We start from the raw sequence: 25794 nt of genomic DNA on the forward strand, positions 1-25794 counted from the left end.
GGATGTAAGGGGCGTTTTTTTGTCCCATGATTGTCAACAATCAAGGAGGAAATTTGGATGGATTACAAACAACAGGCCGTGACTGCGTTGGTTGCTGCCTTAGATGGCCAATTAACGGCTGATGAAGTGACCAATAAGTTAGAACGTCCCAAGACGTCTGATAAAGGGGATTTAGCGTTCCCGACGTTTACCTTAGCCAAGACGCTGCACCAAGCGCCCCAACAGATCGCCCAGGATTTAGCTGCCAAGTTAGACACCACCGGCTTCGAAAAGGTGGAAGTCGTGGGACCTTATTTGAACTTCTTCTTTGATAAGGCGGCTTACAGTGCGGATACCCTAGAGACGGTTTTGAGTGCTGGCGCAGCTTACGGCCAGAACCAGGACGGTCAAAACGGGAACGTCCCGATTGATATGTCGTCCCCGAACATCGCTAAGCCGATGTCGATGGGGCACTTACGCTCCACGGTGATTGGGAACGCCATCGCCAACATCTTGACTAAGAATGGTTACCATCCTATCAAGGATAACCATTTAGGGGATTGGGGGACCCAATTTGGGAAGCTGATCACCGCCTACAAGCTGTGGGGGAACGAAGCCGACGTCAAGAAAGATCCCATCAACAAGTTGGTCGAATACTACGTGCGTTTCCATAAGGAAGACGTCGACAAGCCCGAATTAGATGATGTGGCCCGCGAGTGGTTCCGCAAGCTGGAAAACGGTGACCCCGAAGCCCACAAACTCTGGGAATGGTTCCGCGAAGTTTCCTTACAGGAATTCAACGACGTTTACCAGGAACTAGGGGTTAAATTTGATACCTACCACGGGGAAGCCTTCTACAATGATAAGTTAGAAGAAGTCGTGCAGATTTTACGCGACAAGCACCTGTTGGTCGAATCGCAAGGCGCCCAGGTCGTAGATTTGAGCAAGTACGACTTGAACCCGGCCTTGATTCTGAAAAGTGATGGCGCATCGCTGTACATCACGCGAGACATCGCCACGGCCCTTTACCGGGACCGGACTTACAGCCCCGTGAAGAATTTGTACGTCGTGGGGTCCGAACAGACCTACTACTTCAAGCAATTGAAGGCCGTCTTACAGGAAATGGGCGTGAAGTCGGCCCCAAACTTGCAACACGTGCCGTTCGGACTGATCACCGCTGATGGTAAGAAACTCTCGACGCGGTCCGGCCGGATCATCTTGTTGGCCAAGGTCTTGGAAGAATCCGTCAAGTTGGCCCAAGAAGAAATCGCTGAAAAGAACCCATCTTTGGCCAACAAAGATGAGGTGGCCCGTCAAGTCGGCGTTGGTGCCATCGTCTTTGGTGATTTGAAGAATGAACGGACCAACAACATCGACTTTGTCTTAGCCGACCAGTTGAAGTTCGAAGGGGAGACTGGACCATATGTACAATACGCCCATGCCCGGGCCGAAAGCATCTTGCGCAAGGCGCCACACGTGACCGTTGCGGCGGCTGGCAATGAATTGGCCGATCCGTTAGCTTGGGACACTATCAAGACGTTGGCGGACTTCCCGCAAATCGTGAAGATGGCTTGTGCCGAACTCGAACCATCCGTCATTGCCAAGTACGCGATTCGCTTAGCCAAGACCTTCAACAAGTACTACGCACACGCTAAGGTCTTGACCGATGACGCGCAATTACCAGCCCGCTTGGCCTTAGTCAAGGCAGTCTCCGGGGTCTTGAAGGAAGCTCTGCGCTTGTTGGGTGTCGAATCTCCTGACGAAATGTAACTCTGAATTTAAAATCTGTGTCACCGCGACTCCGTTGGCAATCCGCCAATGGGGTCTTTTTTTGCGTTGAAAACGAATATTTGGTACACTGAGTTCATAAATATTCAACGATAGAGGGTGGAAGTCCCTTTCTTAGAATTGACGCAATGAAAGTTTATGCGGAGGGGGCTATTGTCATGAAGAAAAGCATTCGCCAGGCACGGATCGAACAACTGATCAATCAATATCCCATTGGGACCCAAGAGGAACTGATGGAGCGACTGCAGGAAGTGGATATTCAGGCCACACAAGCGACAATTTCCCGTGATATTCGTGAGATGCAGATTGTGAAGGCGCAGGACGGCCACGGCCATCTGCGGTATACGATTTTTAAGGCAGGCAACCGCAGTGAAGAAGAGCACCTCCGCGAGACCATCAACGAAGTGGTCACTGGCCTGACCCGGGTTGAGTTTGTCAACATTTTGAAAACGCTGCCGAGTAACGGTAATCTCTTAGCTGCCATCTTCGATGACCTCAATCTCCCGGAGATTGCGGGGACCTTAGCGGGACACGATACCATCTTTATTATCAGTCCCAGCGCAACGATTGCGGCTAAGCTCCACGACCGGATCGCCGCGGAAATGAATCCCGAAATCGTGCATTAAATGAGCAGTCCACACGGCCGGCTCCGTTTTGACGGACCGGTCGTTTTGGTGTGGGGGCTAAAGACTTTTCTAAAGTTTTCGTGCCCAACGAAACGGAGCGGGAAGTCTATGCTAAAATAGACCATATTATCCGGAGTTCTGTCTTTGAGAATCCCGAATGTGCGGCTCTTACTGATGTGGGGGCTCACCGACACGTTTCAGGTGATGTGGCGAGTGGTGATGACCATTGCGCGTCCACGTCTATTTTCTAATTAGAAGAGGCTATTTCATGAATAACCAACAACCGAATCAACCTACTGAACGGGGGTTCAAGGCCCACTTTAAGCGGTTTTGGCGCCGGTTTCAGCTGACCCGCTGGCTCATCGTGATCGTCTTGACCGGGTTCTTAGTGCTGAGTGGCTACTTGACCTTTATTGCTAAGACCGCCAACGTCGGCGATTTAAAGGCGGCTTTAGATAACCCAACGCAGATTTATGACCGGAAGAATAACAAGGCGGGGACCCTCTACTCCCAAAAAGGGACGTCGGTTCCGTTACGTAAGATTTCCACGAACCTGCAAAAGGCCGTTATTTCAACGGAAGACCGGAATTTCTATCATGAGCATGGGTTTTCCGTCAAGGGGATTGGCCGGGCGCTGTTTTTGTACGCTAAAAACAAACTACTGGGTCGCGATTACATCAGTGGCGGGGGCAGTACACTTACCCAACAACTGGTAAAAAATGCTTACTTGACGCAGGAACAGACCTTTACCCGGAAGTTCAAAGAGCTCTTCTTGGCGATTGAAGTGGAGAACGTCTACAACAAAAAAGATATCTTGGCGATGTATTTGACCAACGCCTACTTCGGTAACGGGGTCTGGGGCGTCCAGGACGCTTCGGAGCGTTATTTTGGCACCTCGGCAGCCAACCTCACGGTATCGCAATCGGCGGTTTTAGCGGGGATGTTGACCAACCCCAACGGCTATAACCCAATCGACCACCCCAAGGCGGCTAAGCAACGCCGTAACGTGGTGCTGGATCTGATGGTCGAGAATGGGGACTTGAGTCAGACCCAGGCCAAGCGCGACCAGGCCACGGCGATTGTGACCAATGACGATTACACCTATAAAAATTCGTACAAGTACCCGTACTACTTTGACGCCGTCATCAATGAGGCGATTAAGAAGTACGGTTTGACGGAATCCGAAATCATGAACAAGGGATATAAGATTTACACGACCCTAGATCAGGACAATCAAAAACAGATGCAGACGCTGTTCAAAAACAACAGCTACTTCCCGTCTAACGCGAGTGATGGCACCAAGGTCCAGGCCGCTAGCATCGCCATTGACCCTAACACGGGTGGTGTCGAGGCGGTCGTCGGGGGCCGAGGCAAGCACGTCTTTCGGGGTTATAACCGGGCGACGCAGATGCGGCGGCAACCCGGATCGACCATCAAACCGTTAGCGGTGTACACTCCCGCGCTCGAAAACGGCTATTTCTACGATTCACAATTGACCGATAAGAAGAAGTCTTATGGTAGTAACCACTACACGCCGCATAACTATGGTGGCACTTACAGTGGAAAATTGCCGATGTACCAAGCGTTAGCGCAAAGTACCAATGCGCCGGCCGTGTGGTTATTGAACAAGATAGGGGTCGACAAGGGTTACGAATCCGTGAAGAAGTTCGGCCTGCCCGTCAGCAAGTCGGATAAGAACCTGGCCTTAGCGCTAGGGGGCTTGAAGACCGGGGTCTCCCCGCAACAGTTGGCACAGGCTTACACGGCCTTTGCCGACAACGGTGTCCGGCATTCGGCCCATTACATCCGTAAGATTGTGGACGCCTCCGGGAACGTGGTGGTATCGACAGACGACACGCAGGCCAAGACCAAGAAGGTCATGTCCAAGAAGACGGCCAAGCAGATGACCAGTATGATGATGGGCGTCTTCAACTATGGGACCGGGACTACGGCTAAACCTTACGGCTACACGATTGCCGGGAAGACTGGGAGTACCGAAGCCGACGGGGATGCCGATGCGACCCGGGACAAATGGATTGTGGGTTACACCCCCGACGTGGTCGTGACCACCTGGGAAGGATTCGACAGTACCAGCAGTAAACAGCACTTGGAAGACGTCAGTGGGACCGGAGAAGGCCCATTGTTCCAAGCTGAAATGCAGGGGATTTTGCCGAACACCAAGGGCACGTCGTTTGACACCAAGGATGCGTCGACGCTGGCCAAGGCTCAAAATAATAGCTCGTCTTCATCGTCGAATTCGTCCAGTGATATTTGGGATTCGGTCCAAAAGGGCATCGATAATGCTGGCAAGTCATTCAATAATGTGGCCGACAAGGTCAAGTCCTGGTGGGAAAAGGCCAAATCAGCCGTTGATTAACCGAATCCTGGGCTAGGGTCCCACTGCAAAGCATGGTACAATGATTGATGAACGATTTAAATTTGAGGAGGAACTTCATTTATGGCTGAAACTCTGCAAGATCTAGGTGCGACCGTGGCCAAAACGCTGCAAGCAACGCCGGAATTCAAAGCACTACAAGCCGCTTTTGCTGAGATGAAGGCGGACGCGGACACTTACCAACTGTTTCAAGATTTCCAAGCCCTGCAAACGAAGCTGCAACAAAAGCAAATGGGCGGTCAAAAGCTGACCGATGATGAGTTGAAACAAGCCCAAGACCTGGCAACGCAGGTGGGGTCCAAGCCGGCTATCAAGACGCTGATGGCTAAGGAAAAGGATGTTAATGCGCTCTTAAACGAGTTGAATAACACGATTACCAAGCCGATTCAAGCAATTTACCAAGGCTAAAATTCAAACCGTCGGTGTTTTCCTCTGTGTGAGGGGGACACCGGCGGTTTTTTTAAGGAGTGATGCGGCGTGAAATTTATCCATGCAGCGGATTTACATCTCGATAGTCCGTTTTTAGGGCTGACTAGCTTACCGCCAGCGTTTCTGACCCAGGTCCAACGCTCGACATTCGCTGCGGCGACCAAGATCTTTGACCGGGCGTTAGCCGAACACGTGGACTTCGTGTTATTGGCGGGGGACTTATTCGACCGGGCCGAACAGAGTGTGGCGGCTCAGGCCTACTTATTCGACCAGTTCAACCGGCTTAACGCTGCCCAGATTCCGGTGCTGATCAGTTTTGGCAATCACGACTATGCGACCGACCAACACCAGACGTTGGCTTATCCCGATAACGTTACGGTCTTTGGGTCGCAAGTCACGACACACACGCTGACCTTAGCCTCCGGGGAAACCGTGGCCGTGAGTGGATTCAGCTACCCGCAACGCTGGGTCGCCGACGATGTATTGGCGGACTATCCGGACCACGCGGCGACGGATTGGCACGTGGGGATGCTCCACGGGGCGGTCAGAAGTGGCGGCCCGGCCGACCACTACGCGCCGTTTACCGTGGCCGAATTACAGGCGAAACACTATGATTATTGGGCGTTGGGTCATATCCATCACCATCAACTGTTGGCCAGTGACCCCCCCATCGTGTATGCGGGGAACCCACAGGGCCGTTCCGTCAAAGAGACGGGGGCCCGGGGGGCTTATTTGGTAACCAGTCACGGAACTAAGCTGGTACCAGAATTCTTCCCTACGGCGGCAATTATGTGGGAACCAGTCACCCTGGACAGTTCGGCCACCACGTTGGTCGAATTGGGCCAGAAGCTCGTGGCCTGGCTGCAAGCTCATCCAGCGTCACAACCCACGCTGACGGTGTTACACGTCACGTTAGGCCAAGCGTTGTCCGCGAGCGATACGGCGCAATTGACGGACTGGGTGGCATTGTTTCAACGAACCCAACACAAAGTACTGCAAACTGCGCAACGTGAATTCGTCCGGGTCACGGTCCAGCAAGCTGCCGAACCGTTGACCGCCCCCAAGTTAGATCAGACTTATTGGAAACGAGGCGGTCAGCAAGTCTTTACCGTAGCTAATCAACAGGACCTTTTGGGTAAGCTATTGCAAGAACCGTCCTTAGCAGCGTGGGCGCAAGACTTATCACCAGCGGACCTCAAACAAGCTGCAACGGAACGGCTTAACCAACGTCTACGAGAGGGGGGCGACCATGAATCTTAAAACTTTAACGTTGTTTGGGTTTGGTCAATTTCACGACCAGACTTTTCACCTTCAAGCGGGCTTCAACGTTTTATTGGGCCCCAATGAGGCGGGAAAGTCGACCATCACGCAATTTATTACGGCGATTTTGTTTGGGTTTCCGACCAAAAAGCACCCCGAATTGCGCTACGAACCATTAGACGGCAGCCGTTTCGGGGGTGCCATCGAATTCGAGCAGGATGACGTGACTTACCGGGTGACCCGGGTGGACGGACCGCGCGGCGGGAAAGTCACGTTACAGAACCTGACCACGGACCTCCCCCTTCCGGCCAGCCAGCTTGAGCGCTTGTTGGCCCCGGTGGACGCGCAATTGTTCATGGCAGTATATGCACTCAATGAAAGCCGGTTAGGGACGGTCTTTCAAGCGTCGAAGCAAGCGTTGATCGACCGTTTACGCCACGTGGGTGCCGTGGGGAGTGATTTTTGGCTGGACCAGGCCCACGCACTGGACCAAACGTCGGCCACACGTTATAAGCCCCAGGGCCGCAAACCCACGTTGAATCAATTATTGGCCGAACATGCCGCGTTGACGGCTAAGTTGACGAAAGCTAATGCGGCCTATCAAACGTACTTAACGTTGCGTGAGCAACAAACCGCTAATAAACGCCAGCAAACTGAGTTGACGACACAACTGCACCAGCAACGGCAGGTGACCACCGCTAAGGAGCACTTGTTACAAGCGTGGCCAGTCTATCAGCAGTGGCAAGCCTTGCAAGCGACTCCCAAAGTTGCGGCCAGTGGGTTTACCCAAGCGGACATGACGACTTTTGAACGGCTGAGTAGTCAGGTGAAAGCGGCTCAAACGACCCTCCAGACGGATCAGCGCCAATTGCAGACCCTACAGGCCCACACGCAGTTGCCCAAATTATTCCAGGCCTATCTAGCGGTAAGTGACCAGGTGACGCCACTCTTTGACGACCTGGCCGCCGTGACGGCGCGTGACCAGGAACGCAATCAACTCCTCACGCAAAAAAAGGACCTCGAACAACGGACTAATGATTACGAACGACAGTATGCCGATGCTAACGGCCAGATGCCCCAAGCATTTTCGTTAGCCACGACCCAGAAATTCAAACAGCTCCAGTCCAGTCTGGCGTTAGCGACCCAGAAACGCCACCGGTTGCAACAGCAGTTGAACCAGGCCAACGAAACTTACCGCCAGCTGCGACCGACGCGCCAGCGCCAAAATTTATTGGCTAATAAACAAGTTGGTTGGTTGATTGCGGGCTTAGTGGTCTTGGTCGGAGCCATGTTTTTACCGGGTGCCTTGATCAAGCTCATTGGGGCCGCGGGAGGAGTTGCCATCGGTTATTACGGCGTCTTTATCGTCGACGGGGAAACGCCAGTTGGTCGGGAACTCCAACAGTTATCGACGGAAATTCAAGATTTGCAGGCCCAATTGCGCGAAGGGGGCCAACGCCTCGATGAGTTGACCACGCAGATCGACGCCATCGGCACGGCCCACGATCTCGACCGGCTCCCGGCCGAACAGTGGTTAGCGGTGCAGCGGGCGATTAGCGATTGGGAACGCTTGACGCACCAACTTGACCAGGTCCACCAGCGGTTGACGACGATTGATGAAGCGCAACACCACTTCTTGACGCAGGTGACTACGGCGTTACCAACGCTGGCGAACCAATCCGTCGCCGCGGTGGTCGAGCAATTAACCCGGTTGCGGACGACGCAGCGGCAATTGGCAAGTCAAAATGGTGAGTTGGCGGACTTGAGCGGCCGGCTGAAACGCGACCAGCAAGCACTGACCACGGCCCAAACGGCCCGAGACACCTTTCTGCAGACCCGGAACGTGGCGACCAGTGGGGTCTTTTATCAGCGGTACCAAGCTGCGCGGGAACAGGGCAACCAACAAGCCCAACGACAAGCCTTGGCCGACCAATTGGGCACTAAACGATTGGCGCAACTCCAGCAGACCACTCAAGCACAAGTCACCCAGGATGTAGCGACGGCGAAACAAACGACTACCAATCTCCAACATGATCTTGACGCGGTCACGACACACTTAGCGACGTTGGCCGGGCAGTTGGAGCAGTTGACCACTAGTGGGACGCAGGCAACGTTACGCCAAAAACTGGCTAACTTAGAGACCAGGATGCAACTGACGGCCCGTGATTGGCTCGTCGATCGGCTAGCCAGTCAATGGATCGAAGCGACCCTCGAGGCGGCTTCTGGCGACCGGTTTCCCCAAATCGTGACCCAAGCAGGGGATTTCTATGCAGAATTGACCGAAAACCGGTATACTAAAATTGAGTTGACCGCGGCGACACTGCGGGTGCAACGGGCCGATGGTCAGTGGCGGACGGTGGGGCAGTTGTCCCGCGGGACGGCCGAACAACTCGACTTGGCCGTGAAATTAGCCTTTGCCGTCGTGATGCAGGCGCAAGCCGCGATGCCCGTGGTAATCGACGACGGGTTTGTGAACTTTGATGCCGCTCGACGCCAAGCAGCCTACCGATTATTGAACCGGGTCTCACAACAGTTACAGGTGATTTTGCTCACGGCAGACCCAGCGGCCGGGACTGCGGTCGCGGATCAACGGGTCCTAAAATTGACCGCAAATTAGGAGGGTTTCAAGTGACGACCAAAAAACAATTACTAGATTACGCTGTCGATGAGGCGGTGGATTTGTTCGTATTACTGAAGTCGGCTGATGTTCGGACGGCGAAGAACGGGAAACCGTATATCGCCATGGTGTTCGAAGACCGGTCAGGAGAAATCTCCGGCAAATATTGGGACGCCTCGGCGCAGGACATTGATACCTTCGTGGCGGGACAAGTGGTTCATCTGCAGGGACGCCGGGAGAATTACCAGACCCACCCACAGATTAAGATTTTTCACTTGCAGTTAGCGCCGACTAATGTGGGGCTGACCGCCAGTGACTTCATTGAACGGGCGCCGATGACGCGGGCGGCCATGGAAGACTACATCAACCAGACCTTATTTGAGATTGAACAACCAACTTGGCAACGATTAGTGCGTGAGTTGGTGACGCGCTATCACGACCAGTTCTTTACTTACCCGGCGGCTAAAAGCAACCACCACGCGTTTCAAGGGGGCTTGGCATTCCACACGATTTCGATCTTGAAGTTAGCCCATCACGTGGTCAAACAATATCCCGATTTGAACGGTTCGCTTTTGTTTGCGGGCGCCATCTTACACGATTTAGGCAAGACGATTGAACTATCCGGCCCTAAAGCGACCACCTATACGTTGGCGGGCAACCTAGTCGGTCACATCGTCTTGTTGGACGGGGAACTGGTCCGGGCTTGTGACCCGTTGAAATTGGACCCCCAGGCGGAAGACGTGTTGCTTTTACGCCATATGGTACTAAGTCACCACGGATTGTTGGAGTACGGGTCGCCGGTCCGACCAGCGCTTAAGGAGGCGGAAGTCCTACACCAGTTGGATGAACTCGATGCCTCCATCATGATGCTGGACACCGTAGTGGGACACACGGAACCGGGCGAATTCTCCGAGCGGGTCTTCGCGCTCGATGGGCGGCGGTTCTACCGACCGGATTTACCCCAGGCTAAAAAGCCGGATTAGAGGGCACAACGACTTAAAAATAAGGTTATATCATGGTCTGTGGCCACTAGTCAGGTGCTCACAGACCATTTTGGACTTTTTAGTCCCAGTCACCCCGATAGGATTAAGCCAAACGCCGCTTTACAGCAACCTGTTGGTTACCGTAAAGCGGCGTTTCGTCGTTCTTTATTCTGCTAGCTCACCACCAAAAGTTGGTGTGACGCTGGATTTATTTGGTGGTGTCATCCTTGAGGAGGTCATCGATCGAAAAACCGAGGGCTTTGGCGACGCGGGTACCGTAATCCTTATCGGCGGCGTAGAACTGTTTGATTTCCAGTTCCTTGACGCCGGGCAAGGTCACTTGACCCAGGGCACCTTTAATGGTCTCAATCAATCGGTCCTGCTCGTCGGCGGACATCAGCCGGTATAAGTCACCGGCCTGGGTCGTATAATCCACTTTATAACGGTAAGGTTGAGCGCCGGTCTGGCCAGACACGGTGTCCGGGGAGACTTCAGCACTGGTATCTTCCACCGGACCGTTTTGACCATTTGGCTCGTAGTTGACCTGGTCGTCTTGGCTGTTCTTCATGGCGCCGTCACGAGCGTAGTTGTGGACGGGGACGATGGGCCGGTTCACCGGCAAGTCTTCGAAGTTGGCCCCTAACCGGTAGCGCTGGGCGTCCTTGTAGGAGAACAAGCGGCCCTGTAACAGTTTGTCTGGTGAGGGTTCGATGCCGGGAACAAAGTTGGCCGGGGACATGGCGGCTTCTTCGACGTCGGTAAAGTTATTGGTCGGGTTCTCATTCAAAGTCAGCTTGCCGACCTTGATCAGCGGGTAATCCTTGTGGGAAATGACCTTGGTGATGTCGAAAATGTCCCACTTGTAGTCCAAGCCGTCCTGGTACGGCAGAATCTGCACGTAGAGGGTCCAGGATGGATAGTTCTTCTTTTCAATCGCATCGTAGAGGTCGTCTTGTAGGTAGTCGACGTTTTGGACCATGGCTTTTTCGGCCGCCTTGGCGGACATGTTTTTCACGCCCTGATCAGAGAGTAGGTGATACTTGATCCAGAATTGTTCGCCGTCTTGGTTGACCCACTTGAACGTGTGTGACCCGTAGCCGTTCATCGTCCGGTAGGAGGCGGGGAGGCCACGGTCACCCATGAGGTAAGTCACCTGGTGGAGCGATTCTGGTGAGTGTGACCAAAAATCCCACTGCATGTTCTGCGTCCGGCGGTTGGTCTTAGGGTCCCGCTTTTGGGAATGAATGAAGTCGGGGAACTTCAGCGGGTCGTTCACGAAGAAGACCGGGGTGTTGTTGCCGACCAGATCGTAATTACCTTCCTGCGTGTAGAACTTCAACGAGAAACCCCGCACATCACGCACCGTGTCCGGATACCCTTTTTCACCAGCGACCTGCGAAAAGCGGATGATGAGGGGCGTCTTTTTGCCAACACCGTTAAATAGGTCGGCTTTGGTGTAGCGACTCATATCGTTTCTAGCACAAAAACGCCCTTGGCGCCGGCACCCTTTGCGTGGACTACCCGTTCCGGAATCCGTTCACGGTCGAAGTGGGCCAGTTTTTCCAGGAGATCGTAATCCTGCATCAGTACCGGACCTCGAGCGCCCGCAGTTTGGGAATGTTCGTTATGAGCCCACGGTTGGCCGGAACTAGTGGTTAATTTATCAGTCATTGTGCATGTCCTTTCTCTGATTTACCTTTAAATACTGTAACCGCTTAAAAATTACCATGATTAGCAGAGAGTTTCAACGAAAGCGAATTGTGAATGGTATCAGCAGTGTGCAAAAACAATCCCCAGTGACGATGCGTAATGGTTGATCCAGTCCGGCGTTTAGCTTAAAATGGAATCGATAACAAAAAAGCTTATGGAGGCGATCGAATGAGTGAGACGACAAAGGATAACCAGTATCGCTATGTAATCGTGGGCGGCGGTATGGTGGCTGGCTATGCGGTCAAGGGGATTCGCCAGCAAGACCCTACCGGTGCCATTTTGGTGATTTCGGCGGAAGCGGACGCCCCGTACGAACGGCCCGCCCTGAGTAAAAAATTATGGCTAGATGATGAATTCACAGAAGAAGACATTCGTATCGGCGCGGAAGATTGCGCCAACGTCACGTTTCGATTCAAGACGACCGTAACGCAGATTGACCGGCAAACGCAGACCCTGACGTTAGCGGCGGGGGACCCGGTCCACTACGACAAGTTGTTATTGGCAACGGGGTGTGCCCCGCGCAAACTCGACGGGCCGGACGATTCGCACGTCCTAACTTTTCGGCAATGGTCGGACTATCGGAAATTGCGTAAATTCAGTGGCCAGAACCAGCACGTGGTCATCGTCGGTGGCGGGTTCGTCGGCACCGAACTCGCGGCTTCATTGGCCCAAAACCAGACGCAAGTCACGCTGGTTTTCCCCGAAGAAGATCTGGGGATGGGCAAATTCCCGGAAGACTTGCAAAAAGAATTTGCGACGACCTTTGAACGTAACGGCGTCGAACTATGTAATCAGCAAGTCGTTGCGTCCTATCAACGTGAAGACGACCACTTGGTCCTGACGACTAAAGATGGTACGACGCTCACGGCAGACACCATTGTGATGGGCCTCGGGGTCACGCCACGGCTTGATTTGGCCCGTGACAGTGACTTGAAGCTGACGGAAGGTGGCGTGGAAGTCGACCAATACTTGCAGACCAGCGATCCCCACATTTGGGCGGCCGGTGACATTGCGGCTTATCCAGATAAGTTATTGGGGCGGCAGCGCTTCGAACACGTTGACCATGCCCGGTTGTCCGGAGAATTAGCGGGGGCTAATTTGGCAGGCGCCCATCAAGTCTACCAACACACCCCGTATTTCTACTCGATGACTTTCGACATTTCCTGGCAAGCAATCGGCAATATCGACTTAGCGTTAGACCAGCAGGCTGAGCGTCGGGGCATGGGGACCATCGTGTACTTTCTGGACGCCGGTAAATTGGCGGGCGTCCTGGTTTGGAACGTGGCCGTCGATTTGGATGATGTCCGCAAGTTGTTGGCGAATCCGCCGAAAGACCCGCAACGTTTGCTAGGGTCACTGCCCGTGAAAGAGGAATAATCGGTTTTGAAACGCAAACGCGTCCTGGTTTGGCCTGAGTGCCGAATCGGGGCGCGTTTTAGTGGTGTTTGGCATCGTGCGTGTCCGATAGCCAGGGCAATGAGCATGAGAAGATGGGACACAAAAAAGGACCCGGAAAGCTCCGGGCCCTTTGATGAATTTGTCTGGTTAGGTTTACTTCGAAGAAGAAGAGGATGATGATGATGAAGAGCTGCTGGACAAGTAGTCCGACAAGATGTTCTTCATGTCGCTATCCTTGATGGAAACATTACCCTTCTTCAGAACCTTGGAAACGACGTTGTGTAAGACCGTGCTGTCACTCATATCACTAGTGATGATCTGTTGCTTCAGTTCAGCCTTGTGTTGCTTCAACGTCCCCTTACCAGGGTTCTTCTTCATCAAGATAACGTGGTAGCCGTATTGGGTCTTAACTGGCGTCGTGGTGTATTCGTCAGTCTTCAACTTGAAGGCCGCCTTCTTGAAGTCTGAATCCAAGGAAGTGTCCGTGCTATCAAAGGAGCTTAACACGCCACCCTTTTTCTTCGTAGCCGTATCCGTGGAGTACTTCTTCGCCAACTTGGAGAATTCGCTAGTCAAGTCGCTCTTCTTGGTGTCCTTCAATTTGTCGATGACCTTGTTGGCCGTGGCTTTCTTGGAGACCAGAATGTGAGCAACCGTGACCTTAGGTTCGTAACTCTTGAATTGCTTCTTGAGTTGCTTGTTGGTGATCGTCACGTTGTCCTTAACGGCTTCCTTCAGCAGTAAGTTCGACCGGATTTCGGTCTTCAAACTGGATTGCGTCATACCACTTTGGGTCAGAACGCTGTTAAAGGAAGACCCGTATTGGGACTTGTACTTGTTGAATTGCTTAGTTACGGCAGACTTGCTGACCTTGCTCCCGTATTGCTTCTCTAAGACCTTGTTTAAAATCATTTGTTGCAAGACCTGCTTACCAGAAGAAGTCCCTTTCAGGCTGCTGTAGTAAGCACTCTCGGTGATTTTGCCACCGTTAGTCGTTGCAACGGTCTGGCTCCCACAACCGGCAAGCGTGACGGATAAAAGCACGCCGGCCAGGGCGATAAACCATTTCTTCATATTCCTCAACACATCCATTCATCAAAATTGGTGTAAACACCATACTCAGACATCATAACACAAAAAATGACAAACCTAAAAAGGTCCCAGAACTTTTATAAAACCTTCAAGATTGGTGATTTTCCAGGTGGCTCACTGTTTCTTCGATGGCCGCCACACGTGGGGCAATTTTGAATTGAAATTGTTCGATCTGATGTTGAATGGTGGTCAGGGCCTGTGTCCCGTCTTCTAGGGCAGAGGTCAGCTTGGTCACGTTAGAAATGACCCGGTCTTTGGCGTGCTTGACGTCGGTGAGGTCCGCCTTGGTTTGGGTGACCGAGTGCTTGACTTTACGCCCCCAGGTGCGGGGATCCTGCTTGGTGACAGTTAGGTAAGTGGCCAATCCAAGGCCGGCCGCTAAGCCGACTCCAGCCACGAAACGTCCTACGCTCATAAGCTAGTCCTCCAATTGTGCTTTGATCTGGTCTTGAATCGCGGTGTATTTCGCCGGCGTATAGTTAGCGCCGTTGTCTTTGAAAAGCATCTTGAAGTCGTCTTGGTCCGAATAACGTGGAATCAAGTGGAAATGTGAATGGAATACGGACTGGTAGGCGACCTTGCCGTTGTTATTGATGATGTTCATACCGATGATGGTCGGGTCGGCAGCTTTGATTGCCCGGGCGATTTTGGGAATCCGGGCGAAGACCGCCGCGGCTAAATCGGGGTCGTAAGCAAAGATGTCTTTGACGTGGGTCTTGGGGATGACCAAGGTGTGGCCGGGCGTCCCCTGCGAAATGTCTAAGAAGGCCTTAACAATGTTGTCTTCATAAACGGTATAACTCGGGATGTCCCCCTGCAAAATCTTGCAAAAGACACAATCATCAGCGTAATGGGGGTCAAGGGTCATTGGTTCCATGGAAACTCCTTCTTTCATATCAGTTTCATTCATTATACACCAGGTCGCCGTTCCGTTCAGACGTTAGCCGCGTTTACGAGCCGGTCTATGGTATAATGGGGCGGTTAATTATAGAAGAAATGAGGGGATAATGATGGCATTAACAGTGAGCCATGTTGTGGGGGGCTACTCCCAGATTCCCGTCTTAAAAGATATCAGTTTTGATGTGCGAGACGGTGAACTAGTCGGGCTGATTGGGCTGAACGGGGCCGGAAAATCAACCACGATCAATCACATTATTGGGCTCTTGACGCCCCACAAAGGAAAGATCACCCTGAACGGCGTGACAATCGCCCAGGATAGTCAGGCGTATAAGCAACAGATCGCCTACATTCCAGAGACGCCAGTCCTTTACCAGGAGCTGACGCTACGCGAGCACTTGGAGATGACCATGATGGCCTACGATTTGGACCAGGACCAAGCGTGGGTCACGGCTAAGCAACTCTTAAAGACGTTCCGGCTGGCGAACAAGTTAGACTGGTTTCCGGCCAACTTCTCTAAGGGGATGAAGCAAAAGGTGATGATCGTTTGTGCCTTTTTGACCCAGGCCAAACTCTACATCATCGACGAACCCTTCTTGGGCTTGGACCCCTTGGCGGTCAACGACTTGTTGAACCTGATTGAAGAGCGGAAAAAGCAGGGGGCCAGCATCCTGATGTCGACTCACGTGCTGGACACCGCCCAGCGTTACTGTGACCGTTTCGTCCTGTTGCATTCCGGCCAAGTCGAAGCCGAAGGGACCTTGAACGACTTGCGGCAAGCCTTACCCAAGGCGGGGGAGTCATTGAGCGATATCTACTTATCCATGACCGAGGTCGATCGCGCATGAAGGTACTTTTTAAAACTCGTAAACAACGCCACCTTCGCGAAATGGCCAAATACTTACGGTTGGTCTTCAACGATTTCTTCGTCTTTGCGCTACTATTCTTCTTGGGGGGCTTGGGCCTAGGCTACTCCAACGTCTTAAAGCAGTTACGCCCCGGTTTCTGGTGGGCACCGCTGGTGGCGTTGGTGGTGCTCGCTATCACGGCACAAGTCGGCCGGTTCGCCACGTTGATTGAAGATGCCGACCGAGTCTTCTTGTTACCCAAGGAACGGGCGATGCACGACTATTTGGTTGCCGCCCGCCGGTACAGCCAGGGCCTAGCCCAGGCGACGCAGTTGATTATCCTGTTCATTCTGACGCCGTTTTTACGGGTTACCCTGAATTGGTCGTTATTGCAGGTCCTCATCCTGGTCGTTGCGCAGGTGCTCTTAAAAGATGCGCTTTTACGATTGGATCTGGCCAGTGCTTACCAAGTTACGGGGCAAAGGCGAATGAACCACTGGCTGATCAAGTGGGGCGTGAGTCTGATAGTGCTAGCTTGTGGTCTCTGGCTGACCCCATGGTTGGCAGTGGTCTTAAGCTTGGTGGTCGATGTGCTCGTGGCCGATTGGTTACGCCGCCACTGGGCTAGCCAGCAGATTCGCTGGCGGCAACAGATTGCCAGTGAAGACAACCGGATGCTCGGAATTTACCGCTTCTTTAACCTCTTCACGGACGTGCCGATGGTGCAGGGGACTATCCACCGCCGCCGGTACTTAGATGGCTTGTTACGGCGGATTCCCGTGCGTCACGATAAGACCTACCTCTACTTGTATAGTCGCGGGATGTTACGGGGCACCGAATTTAGTGGCCTGGTCGTGCGGCTGACCGTGATTGGGATGTTGTTGTTGGCCTTTATCCAGGGCCGCTGGTTACCGGTGATCCTGACGGCGCTGTTCATCTATCTGATTGGTTTTCAACTCCTGCCATTCTTTCAACAATACGATGACGTTGTGTTCACCCACGTCTACCCGTTGAGTTGGGACCAACGTCTGCACAGTTTCGTGACGCTGATTACCATTATTTTGTCCACGACGGCGCTCTTATTATGGCTGGTGGTCGTGGCAGTGAACCGCGACTGGACGACTATCGGAGTGACGTTACTGGTCGCCATCGTCGAGGTCGCCTACCTTGCACGAGGCTACACCCCGCAACGCTTGAAGCGCGCGGCTGAAAATAAAGGTTGACGCTGGTTCGCTAGCCCTTTAAAATGGATGATAGCTGACAAATTGAGGAAGGGGTGGCATGATGACACCAAATATCCGTGATGGCTGGCAGTTATCCCCCTTGGGCGGTAATACCGGAACGGCGTTTATGGGCACGAAAGCCTCCGAAAAGGTTTTCTTGAAGCAAAACGCGTCACCGTTTCTAGCCGCCCTATCGATGGAGGGGATTACGCCCCGGTTAGTCTGGACGCAACGCTTAGCTAGCGGCGATGTGATGACCGCTCAAGAATGGTTGAACGGCCGGACGCTTCACCGGACTGAGATGCGTCAGCAAAGAGTGGCCCGTTTGATTCATCGGGTGCACCATTCTGATTTACTTCATAACATGTTGACCAAAGTCGGCGGCCGTTCTACGACGCCCGCCCAATTGCTGGACCGCTTGGCCCCGACCATTGCGCCGGAGCTCAGTGAACATCCGTTGATTCAACGCGCTGTCCAAGCGCTCAAGACGGAACAGCCCCAATTGCCCACGACTGCGTATGAAGTTTGTCACGGAGATTTAAACCATAAAAATTGGCTGTTGTCAGACCGGCAACGCCTGTATCTGGTTGACTGGGACGCCGCGACGTTTGCGGACCCGGCGTTCGATCTGGGGGCCTTGCTCTGTGAGTATGTGCCGCTGGATGAATGGCGCCGCTGGTTGCAAGACTACGGTGAACGGGTCACGCCCGCTTTGAATGCTCGGGTCAACTGGTACGCGCGGATTCATTGCTTGAGCGTGATTACCGAAAGTTACCGGCAACAACGTTTTCAAATTATGAACCAACACTTGATTTTATTAGAGAAACTGACGCGTCAGTCAGTTCACGATTAAACTTGACGGCGGGGTGGAAAGACCATTTCCACACCCGCCGTTCGTCTTAAGGAGGACGTTTCAACATGCGTGTACGCAATAAACCCTGGGCCAAGGATTACCTGGCCAATCATCCTGACCACCTTGTTTCCCAACCAGAGACTCTCAAGGGAAACTGGCAGAGCCGCTTCCCGCAAGACCAACCGATTGGGGTCGAGATCGGCACGGGGATGGGCCAATTCATCGTCGAAATGGCTCGTGAACACCCTGAACGCAACTTCGTGGGGATTGAAATCCAAGAATCCGTGGTGGCCACAGCATTACGCAAGGTCGTGGATAGCGGCTTGACCAACGTTCAAATGGTCCATACGGACGGCGAGGCGGTGAACACGTTCTTTGCTCCCGGCGAAGTCAGCGCGTTATACCTGAACTTTTCTGATCCGTGGCCCAAAAAACGCCACACCAAGCGGCGGTTAACGTCACCGATTTTCTTGGCGCATTACCAGGACGTCTTGGCTTCAGGCGGACAGTTACAGTTCAAGACCGACAATCGGGGCTTGTTCGAGTACTCTTTACAGGGTCTGAATAACTTCCCGATGGTCTTTGACGGCGTGTGGTTAGACCTGCACCAAGCGACCGACGACGTGGAAGATATCCAAACGGAGTACGAGCAAAAATTCTCCGCTAAGGGTCCTATCTACCAAGTGATTGCCCATTTTCCAGAATCAACGAACTAAAGTCAACTGACTGGCCTGGTGCTCGTTTATGCGGGCATCAGGCCTTTTTCGGATGCGATTTTGAAATCGTTTTACTTTGCTTTTGCCCCCTGAACGTTTAGACTGTGTCCCGTAAACAATGATTATGGCACACGTAGACTTGAAGGAGGAACTTACATGACGGTTTTTGATGAAACGTTCACGTTGAATAATGGGATTAAGATTCCGCGCTTTGCCTTGGGTGTTTGGGAGATTCCAGATGACCAGGTCGCAACGGCGGTCCAACACGCCCTGGAAATCGGTTACCGCCACGTGGATACCGCGCAAGCGTACGGTAATGAACGTGGGATGGGCGAAGCCATTCGAAATTCAGATATCCCCCGGGACCAGCTCTTCGTCAACTCGAAGGTCGCGGCCGAACACAAGGACTATGATAGCGCTAAAGACTCAATCGACACTACGTTGGACAAGATGGGCTTGGACTACTTGGACATGATGATCATCCATAACCCGCAACCCTGGAAGGAAGTCAACCAGTCCGACGACCGCCACTTTGAAGGCAATCTCGAGGCTTGGCGCGCCATGGAAGACGCGGTGAAGGCCGGTAAGCTCAAGACGATTGGGGTCTCGAGCTTTGAAAAGGCCGACTTGGATAACTTGATTCAAAATAGCATCACCAAGCCGGCCGTCAATCAAGTGCAGGTGCACATCGGGGAAACCCCGCTCGACATCATCAAGTATTCGCAGGATAACGACATTGCGGTCGAAGCCTTTTCGCCGGTGGCCCACGGGGCGGCCATGAATGACGACCGGATCGTGAAGATGGCCCAAAAGTATCAAGTCAGCGTGCCCCAATTGTGTATTCGCTACGATTGGCAACTGAACACCATCGTGTTACCGAAGTCGGCCAACCCGGATCATATGCGGGCCAACGCCGAAATTGATTTTGAAATTAGCGCAGATGACATGCAGGCCCTCGCTAAGGTGGGGAATCTGTCATATGGCGACGCGAGTGCTTACCCCGTTTTTGGTGGTAAACTTTAAATTCTAATTGACTAGAACCGACAAATAAAACATGATGAATTGACGGTTCTTGAGTGGGGCAGCGCCAACTCAGGAGCGCATCTGCGTGGCGGTGTTTTCAGGCTTTAAAGTCTGGAAACACCGCTTTTTAGGTGGGACAACAACCAGAAGCAATTTCTTTACGGAGTTAGTGCTAAGGAGGCGATGAGTTGTTAATTGCAGAATTAGCCCACCACCTGATCGACGCACGGGCGGCTACTCGGCGCCCTGATTACCGTTGTCCGGCTTGTCACGGGCCAGTCCGCTTGCATCGCGGCCAGCAGGTCGGCCCGTATTTTGCCCACCTGCCCGCGAGTCCTTGTCGGTTGGCCGGCGAGGGGGAGACGGCCGAACACTTACGGGGCAAACGTCAGTTGGCGACCTTTTTTGCGTCGTGGGGCCTGACCACGTTGGAGCGCGTCTTACCCGCGATTCAACAACGCGCCGACGTGTGGGTCGACCGGGCTACCCAGCCAGTGGCCGTGGAGTTTCAATGTAGCCCGCTGAGTGTTCACGGTGTGACCCACCGCACCGCTGGCTACCACCGCCTCGGCTGTTATCCGTTGTGGGTGTTGGGCCACCGCTACGCTCACCAGAAGCTGAACTGGTCGTTACTCGAACGATTCATGACTTGGCTGCCACGGTGGGAGCTGTGCCTGTTATTTTGGGATGTCACGACTAATCGGCTACGCGTGGTCCATCATTTATACCAGGATGCGGCGGGACGTTACGGGGGTCAGACGACCGTGGTGGGTAGTGTCGCAGCATTGATGGTGGGGCCCACCCACATGGTGACTTACCCGTCCTTGGATTTAGCGGCGGTCCAGCGGCGATGGACCCGTCAACTGGCCCGCTCAGCCCCAGCTTTACGGCCGATTCAAGAACAGGTGTATCTCACGGGGCACCATTTACTGGGGTTTCCGCTGGCGTTTGCAACAACGGCGATTACCCCGCCATTTCTGGGGCGGGGGTTGCTATTGTGGCGCATCGTGTTCGGAACCTGGCTGTTTGCGACCACCGCGCCCTTGACGCAACAGCGCGTGACCGCCTTGGCCCATCGCAGTTTTTGCTTGGTCGCGGCCCACGACCAAGCCGTACGGGTCCAAGTGCCGCACTTATGCGACCACCTCCGGACGCAATTTCTTGCGGAACTGACGACCGCGGGGTATTTACGGGCCACCGCCACGGGGTGGGTAATTTGCCGACAACCTCAGTGGCGGCACTGAAGAATCAAGGGCGCTGACGCCTGGAAAGTGCTAAACTGGGGCTTAGATAACTTTTAAGGAGGATGATGTAAGATGCGACAAATTCCAGAACGTTCGGCGGTCCCCACGGCGTTGACCTGGGACCTGACCACCATTTACGCTGACGATGCGGCCTTTACCCAGGCGCTAGCGAAAATCAAGCAACAAGCGCAAACGGTCGCCAAGTTGAAGGGCCAGTTGGCCACTAGCGGTGCCGACCTGTACCGGGTCACGATGGCCGTCATGGACTTGAACCGGCAACTTGAACGAGCTTACGTCTACGCATCGTTGAAGAACGACCAGGATACCGGCAACGCCACGTATCAGGATTTCGCGGACCAGGCGAGCGGCTTGGTCGCAACTGTGGCCACAGCGACGGCCTGGTACGAACCCGAAGTGTTGGCGTTATCGGCTGAGCAATTGCAAGCCTTGATCGACGCGGAACCCCGCTTAGCGGACTACCAACATGTCTTTGATGTGTTGGGGCAACAGCGACCCCACACCTTGTCGATTCCAGAAGAGCGGCTCTTGGCCGGCGCCAGTGACATCTTCGACGCGTCGGAAAAGACGTTTGGCGTTTTGGACAACGCGGACTTACAATTCCCTGTCGTCCAAGACGAAAACGGCAACGACGTGCGCCTGTCGCAGGGATTGTACGGTATCTTATTGGAATCCACGACGCCGAAAGTCCGGGAACAAGCTTTCAAAGCGTTATACAGCGTCTACCAACAATTCCGCCACACCTTTGCCTCAACGTTGGCCAGTGAAGTCAAGACCCATAACTTCGAAGCACAGGTCCGGCACTACGGCAGTGCGCGCGAAGCAGCGATGAGTCAAAACAACGTGCCGGCCGTGGTTTATGACACGCTGGTCAAGACGGTTGACCAACACCTGGACCTCTTACACCAGTACGTCGCGTTGCGCAAGAAGCTTTTGGGCGTTTCCGAGTTACACATGTACGATCTTTACACGCCGTTGACCGGGGAACCGAGCCTGAGTTACACCTACGACCAGGCCAAGGAAGAGGCGCTCAAGGCCTTAGCGGTGCTGGGACCAGATTACGTGGCCAACGTCCAACAGATGTTCGACCAACGCAGCATCGATGTCGTGGAAAACAAGGGCAAGCGTTCCGGCGCTTACTCCGGTGGGATGTATGATACCAAGCCGTATATCCTGTTGAACTGGCAGGATAGCTTGGAAAGCCTGTACACGCTGGTCCACGAAATGGGCCACAGCATGCACAGTCACTATACCCGGACCAACCAGCCCTACCAGTACGGCGACTACTCGATCTTCGTGGCGGAAATCGCCTCGACCACGAACGAGAACCTCCTGACCGACTACCTCTTGAAGACCCAAACGGATCCGCAAGTTCGGGCCTACGTGTTGAACCAATACCTCGACGGGTTCAAGGGGACTATTTACCGTCAGACCCAATTTGCGGAGTTTGAAGATTACATTCACCGTCAAGCGGCGGCAGGAAAGTCGTTGACGGCGGACTTTATGAGCGACTTCTACGGCAAGCTCAACGCTCGTTACTACGGGGATGCGGTCATCTCAGATCCGCAGATTGCGGACGAATGGACCCGGATTCCGCATTTCTACTATAACTACTACGTCTACCAGTACGCGACCGGCTTTGCAGCGGCGACGACGCTCTCGCAACGCATTTTAAGCGGCGACGATGCCAAGCGAACGGCTTACTTGAATTACCTGAAGGCCGGCAGTTCGGCATTACCGCTCGATGTGATGCGGCAAGCTGGGGTCGATATGACCCAACCGGATTACCTGGAAACGGCCTTTCAGACCTTCGCCGACCGGTTGAAGGAATTCAGCCAGTTAGCACAAAACTTAAAGTAAAATCACTTAAAAAACGTGGTCCCCAGAGCCGATTTGGCTGTGAGGACCACGTTTATCGTGGAGAAAGTTAGGGTTAGAATTCTTGCCAGTCCTGTTGCCAGAACAGGCCCATGGTCTTTTCGCCGGTGTGGATGCTGATAGCGGGGCCCAACTGGCTTTGAGTAAAGCGGACCTGGGGGAAGGCGGTGGTGAGGTGTTCCCGCCACTGCGCGGCTAAGTCGGGATTGTTGGCGTCGATTACCGTGGCGGCTACCGGGTAGTCGACCGTTTTGAGGTCGGTAGCGAGGTGCGACTCCATGTACTGAAAGGCCCGGCGCATGGTGCGTTCCTTAGCGATGGCCACGATTTGACCGTCAGCGTTAAAAGTTAATAACGGTTTGATGTTGAGCAGGCTACCGACTAAGGCCGAACGGTTCGAGAGCCGCCCGGTCCGGGCCAGATGCCGCAGACTGTCGACGGCGAAGTACACGTGTTGAGTATCACGGAAGGTCACTAAGGCGTGAGCGATGCACGCGGCGTCATAACCGGCTTCAATCAGTCGACCAGCCAACAGGCACAGATTGGCTTCGCTGGCGCTGGCCATCAACGAATCGATGGGGAAGATCTCGGCCTTGGTGTAGGTCCGGCAAAACGCCCGCAGGTTATCCATGAAGGACGTGATGCCACTGGACAGGTGGATGGAGATGATTTGGGTAACACCCTGGCTTACCAGGTGGTCGTAGGCCGTTTCGATTTGGCCCAATGAGACCTGAGCCGTCGTTGGCAGTGGCTGGTCACTGTTCAAGTAATCGTAAAAGGTCGCCGCGGTCAACTCGGATTCGGGGTACTGGTGGGCCCCTAAAATTACGGTGATGGGTAAAGCGGTGATGTGATATCGGTTAAGTTGCGCCGGTGTCAGGTAGGCTGCGGAATCGGTAACGATGGCAATAGACATAAGTGTCGCCCCTTCGGTCAAGTAATGAGTCCATCATACCATATTTGGAGGGCCGAATTGGCGAGGGGCAAAATAGTTCGTAAACTAAAAAAAGGCTTGGGGCTGAACCCAAACACTTTAATAGTAAAACGATTCAGTTTGCTGACTTACAACATATGCAGGTGGGGATGTTGATGACTAGCACTGGCAGTGGCAGAAGTTGTAGCGTCCGCGTAATTGAGTTCCTGCATCAAGGATTCCTTGGTGGCCACGCCTTGGTTCTCACAAACGTCGCAAAGCGCGTCGTAGGTGACGTCGTTTAACAGTAAGCCGTATTGCGATACGTCACAGTTGAAAATGACAGCTGAAGAAGATTGTTGAATCTTCATTTCTGCGGCGAGCTTTTGGTCGGTCTGGAAGGACTGTTTAGCGAGGTCCGAGTCCCAATCTTCAAGAAACATCGGTAAGTCGAGGTGACAATCTTTAGCCAGCGCAATCACTAAATCGTTGGAAAGCTTTTGGTGCTGATTAATAATAGCAGTTTGCAAATCTAATAAGAAGTTTCGCCCCTTGCGTTTCCCCTGAAATAGGGCGGCTTTATAGGCTAAGATAGCTTGATAATAAGTCGTGAAGCAGGCATTGCGCTCGGCTAACGTCGGGTGTGTGGTGGCTAATGCCTGTTCGACGATCTGTTGCGTGAGTAGTGGGACAAACTGAAATGAAACCTTAGTAGTGAGATGGTCGGCCAACTTTAGGATGTTGCGCTCGGACTGCATACATCGTGCACCCAGTGGGTTGACAAACAAATAAACTTCTAACACATTGCTTCCTCCTATAATCCGTCCTCAATAATTGGCGCGTTGAGGCACCAAACTTAAAAGTCACAATATAATTACATTAGCAAAAAATGAAAAAAACGCAATCGGAACATGCGTTCTAAGTCGTTCATGCCCCTTACGTTTTGGCACAACTTAATCATGCAACATTTTTCCGGGGAGGTAAAGTTAAACGCCTTATAAAAATCAGTGTGAAAAGTGGGGGCTTTAAAATTTATCGCTTCCAATGGCGCGATGCCGGGGAAGACCGGTCTTGCGGGAAAAATTAAGTGGTTAATGCACTTAGTTTGCAAGCTGACCTAACCGTTTATTTATGGTTGAGAAGGGTTTCACAATTCGAGGGGAATGTGATGAATTAGAGTCGGCTACGGACGAAATATGGTAAAATCAAGGGGTAAAATGTGGAAACAAGGCTGGGGGAAGTTGTTATGATCGAAAATTGGGATCAATTTTTACTACCTTATCAGCAAGCAGTCAGTGAGCTGAAGGTGAAATTACGTGGGATGCGTAAACAATTTGAAAACCAAAATCAGCGTTCGCCCATCGAGTTTGTGACGGGGCGGGTCAAGCCGGTCCCGAGCATCCAGGAAAAAATGACGCGTCGTCACGTGAGTGAAGCCCGGCTGGAAAAGGACATGCAAGACATTGCCGGGTTACGAATCATGTGCCAGTTCGTCGAAGACATCTACCAAGTCGTCGACCTCTTACGGCAACGGACCGATTTAACGATTTTGGAAGAACGTGACTACATCCACAACGAAAAACCAAGTGGGTACCGTTCGTATCATATCGTGGTAGAATATCCGGTCCAGTTAGTGACGGGCGAAAAGAAAATTTTAGCGGAAATTCAGGTGCGGACCCTGGCCATGAACTTTTGGGCTACGATTGAGCACTCGTTAAACTATAAGTATCAAGGGGCCTTTCCGGAAGACCTCAGCCAGCGGTTGCAACGTACGGCGGAGGCGGCCTTTAAGCTGGATACCGAAATGTCAGAAATTAGAGAAGAGATTCAAGAAGCGCAACATTACACACCGGGCAAGACCGATGCGACGCCACCAACGGCGCACCACGTCGAGTAGTCCTGAT

At 53.0% G+C, this 25794-nt stretch carries 21 protein-coding genes and 1 pseudogene; 16 read left to right on the forward strand and 6 right to left on the reverse strand.

Annotated features, from left to right (window positions below; translation table 11 throughout):
• The first annotated feature begins 57 nt into the window (after positions 1–57).
• From argS to H3M12_RS07855, 7 genes are all read left to right on the forward strand, one after another.
• Complete coding sequence (gene argS, locus H3M12_RS07825; protein WP_129031744.1) at positions 58–1749, forward strand: arginine--tRNA ligase; 1692 nt, start codon at positions 58–60, stop codon at positions 1747–1749.
• A gap of 176 nt (positions 1750–1925) precedes the next feature.
• Entirely contained in the window at positions 1926–2393 is a 468-nt protein-coding gene (locus tag H3M12_RS07830) for an arginine repressor (protein ID WP_129031745.1), read from the forward strand.
• 268 nt (positions 2394–2661) lie between these two features.
• Positions 2662–4770: a PBP1A family penicillin-binding protein gene (locus H3M12_RS07835; protein WP_182150597.1), complete on the forward strand. Its 2109-nt coding sequence runs from the start codon at positions 2662–2664 to the stop codon at positions 4768–4770.
• Positions 4771–4851: 81 nt separating this feature from the next.
• The gene (locus H3M12_RS07840) at positions 4852–5196 is read left to right on the forward strand and encodes a YlbF family regulator (protein WP_129031747.1); all 345 of its coding nucleotides are present in this window, start codon (positions 4852–4854) and stop codon (positions 5194–5196) included.
• A gap of 69 nt (positions 5197–5265) precedes the next feature.
• A complete protein-coding gene (locus H3M12_RS07845; RefSeq protein WP_129031748.1) occupies positions 5266–6477 on the forward strand; it encodes a metallophosphoesterase family protein in 1212 nt (403 codons plus the stop codon).
• On the forward strand, positions 6467–9094 hold the full coding sequence (locus tag H3M12_RS07850) for an ATP-binding protein (protein ID WP_182150598.1): 2628 nt from the start codon (positions 6467–6469) through the stop codon (positions 9092–9094). Before H3M12_RS07845 ends, H3M12_RS07850 begins: the two co-directional genes overlap by 11 nt.
• A gap of 11 nt (positions 9095–9105) precedes the next feature.
• Positions 9106–10077 (forward strand): 3'-5' exoribonuclease YhaM family protein, encoded by a 972-nt coding sequence (locus tag H3M12_RS07855; protein ID WP_129031750.1) that lies wholly within the window; start codon positions 9106–9108, stop codon positions 10075–10077.
• A gap of 208 nt (positions 10078–10285) precedes the next feature.
• On the opposite strand, the pseudogene H3M12_RS07860 reads toward H3M12_RS07855, so the two are convergent.
• Positions 10286–11748, reverse strand: a pseudogene (locus H3M12_RS07860) (catalase).
• Positions 11749–11955: 207 nt separating this feature from the next.
• Here H3M12_RS07860 and H3M12_RS07865 point away from each other — a divergent pair.
• Positions 11956–13164, forward strand: coding sequence for an NAD(P)/FAD-dependent oxidoreductase (locus H3M12_RS07865; protein WP_129031752.1), 1209 nt, complete (start codon positions 11956–11958; stop codon positions 13162–13164).
• A gap of 174 nt (positions 13165–13338) precedes the next feature.
• On the opposite strand, the gene H3M12_RS07870 is transcribed toward H3M12_RS07865, so the two are convergent.
• The 3 genes from H3M12_RS07870 to H3M12_RS07880 all read right to left on the reverse strand — a co-directional run bounded on the left by H3M12_RS07870 (position 13339) and on the right by H3M12_RS07880 (position 15154).
• Positions 13339–14259: a peptidylprolyl isomerase PrsA gene (locus tag H3M12_RS07870; RefSeq protein ID WP_129031753.1), complete on the reverse strand. Its 921-nt coding sequence runs from the start codon at positions 14257–14259 to the stop codon at positions 13339–13341.
• A 106-nt stretch (positions 14260–14365) separates the two neighbouring features.
• Complete coding sequence (locus H3M12_RS07875) at positions 14366–14692, reverse strand: hypothetical protein (RefSeq protein ID WP_129031754.1); 327 nt, start codon at positions 14690–14692, stop codon at positions 14366–14368.
• A 3-nt stretch (positions 14693–14695) separates the two neighbouring features.
• Positions 14696–15154, reverse strand: a complete 459-nt coding sequence (locus H3M12_RS07880) for an HIT family protein (RefSeq protein ID WP_170954944.1) — start codon at positions 15152–15154, stop codon at positions 14696–14698.
• A 133-nt stretch (positions 15155–15287) separates the two neighbouring features.
• Between H3M12_RS07880 and H3M12_RS07885 the strand changes: the two genes are divergently transcribed.
• From H3M12_RS07885 to pepF, 7 genes are all read left to right on the forward strand, one after another.
• Positions 15288–16022: an ABC transporter ATP-binding protein gene (locus H3M12_RS07885; RefSeq protein WP_129031755.1), complete on the forward strand. Its 735-nt coding sequence runs from the start codon at positions 15288–15290 to the stop codon at positions 16020–16022.
• Positions 16019–17245, forward strand: a complete 1227-nt coding sequence (locus H3M12_RS07890) for an ABC transporter permease (protein WP_129031756.1) — start codon at positions 16019–16021, stop codon at positions 17243–17245. The genes H3M12_RS07885 and H3M12_RS07890 overlap by 4 nt, the downstream gene beginning before the upstream one ends.
• Positions 17246–17306: 61 nt before the next feature.
• Positions 17307–18098 carry a phosphotransferase family protein gene (locus tag H3M12_RS07895; protein ID WP_129031921.1) on the forward strand — a complete coding sequence of 264 codons (792 nt, stop codon included), beginning with the start codon at positions 17307–17309 and terminating at the stop codon, positions 18096–18098.
• Between the two features lie 65 nt (positions 18099–18163).
• The gene (trmB, locus tag H3M12_RS07900) at positions 18164–18814 is read left to right on the forward strand and encodes a tRNA (guanosine(46)-N7)-methyltransferase TrmB (RefSeq protein ID WP_129031757.1); all 651 of its coding nucleotides are present in this window, start codon (positions 18164–18166) and stop codon (positions 18812–18814) included.
• A 156-nt stretch (positions 18815–18970) separates the two neighbouring features.
• Positions 18971–19837 carry an aldo/keto reductase gene (locus tag H3M12_RS07905; protein ID WP_182150599.1) on the forward strand — a complete coding sequence of 289 codons (867 nt, stop codon included), beginning with the start codon at positions 18971–18973 and terminating at the stop codon, positions 19835–19837.
• Between the two features lie 188 nt (positions 19838–20025).
• Entirely contained in the window at positions 20026–21081 is a 1056-nt protein-coding gene (locus H3M12_RS07910; RefSeq protein WP_129031759.1) for a competence protein CoiA, read from the forward strand.
• Between the two features lie 72 nt (positions 21082–21153).
• Positions 21154–22959 (forward strand): oligoendopeptidase F, encoded by a 1806-nt coding sequence (gene pepF, locus H3M12_RS07915; protein WP_129031760.1) that lies wholly within the window; start codon positions 21154–21156, stop codon positions 22957–22959.
• Between the two features lie 73 nt (positions 22960–23032).
• Here pepF and H3M12_RS07920 read toward each other — a convergent pair whose 3' ends face one another.
• Together H3M12_RS07920 and H3M12_RS07925 are read right to left on the reverse strand one after the other, a co-directional pair.
• Entirely contained in the window at positions 23033–23893 is an 861-nt protein-coding gene (locus H3M12_RS07920; protein WP_129031761.1) for a DegV family protein, read from the reverse strand.
• A gap of 146 nt (positions 23894–24039) precedes the next feature.
• A complete protein-coding gene (locus H3M12_RS07925; RefSeq protein ID WP_182150600.1) occupies positions 24040–24693 on the reverse strand; it encodes a DsbA family protein in 654 nt (217 codons plus the stop codon).
• 443 nt (positions 24694–25136) lie between these two features.
• Here H3M12_RS07925 and H3M12_RS07930 point away from each other — a divergent pair, with 443 nt between their 5' ends.
• Positions 25137–25787, forward strand: a complete 651-nt coding sequence (locus H3M12_RS07930; RefSeq protein ID WP_182150601.1) for a GTP pyrophosphokinase — start codon at positions 25137–25139, stop codon at positions 25785–25787.
• Positions 25788–25794 lie beyond the last annotated feature (7 nt).

It is taken from the genome of Levilactobacillus suantsaii (assembly GCF_014069315.1).
Taxonomy (GTDB): domain Bacteria; phylum Bacillota; class Bacilli; order Lactobacillales; family Lactobacillaceae; genus Levilactobacillus; species Levilactobacillus suantsaii.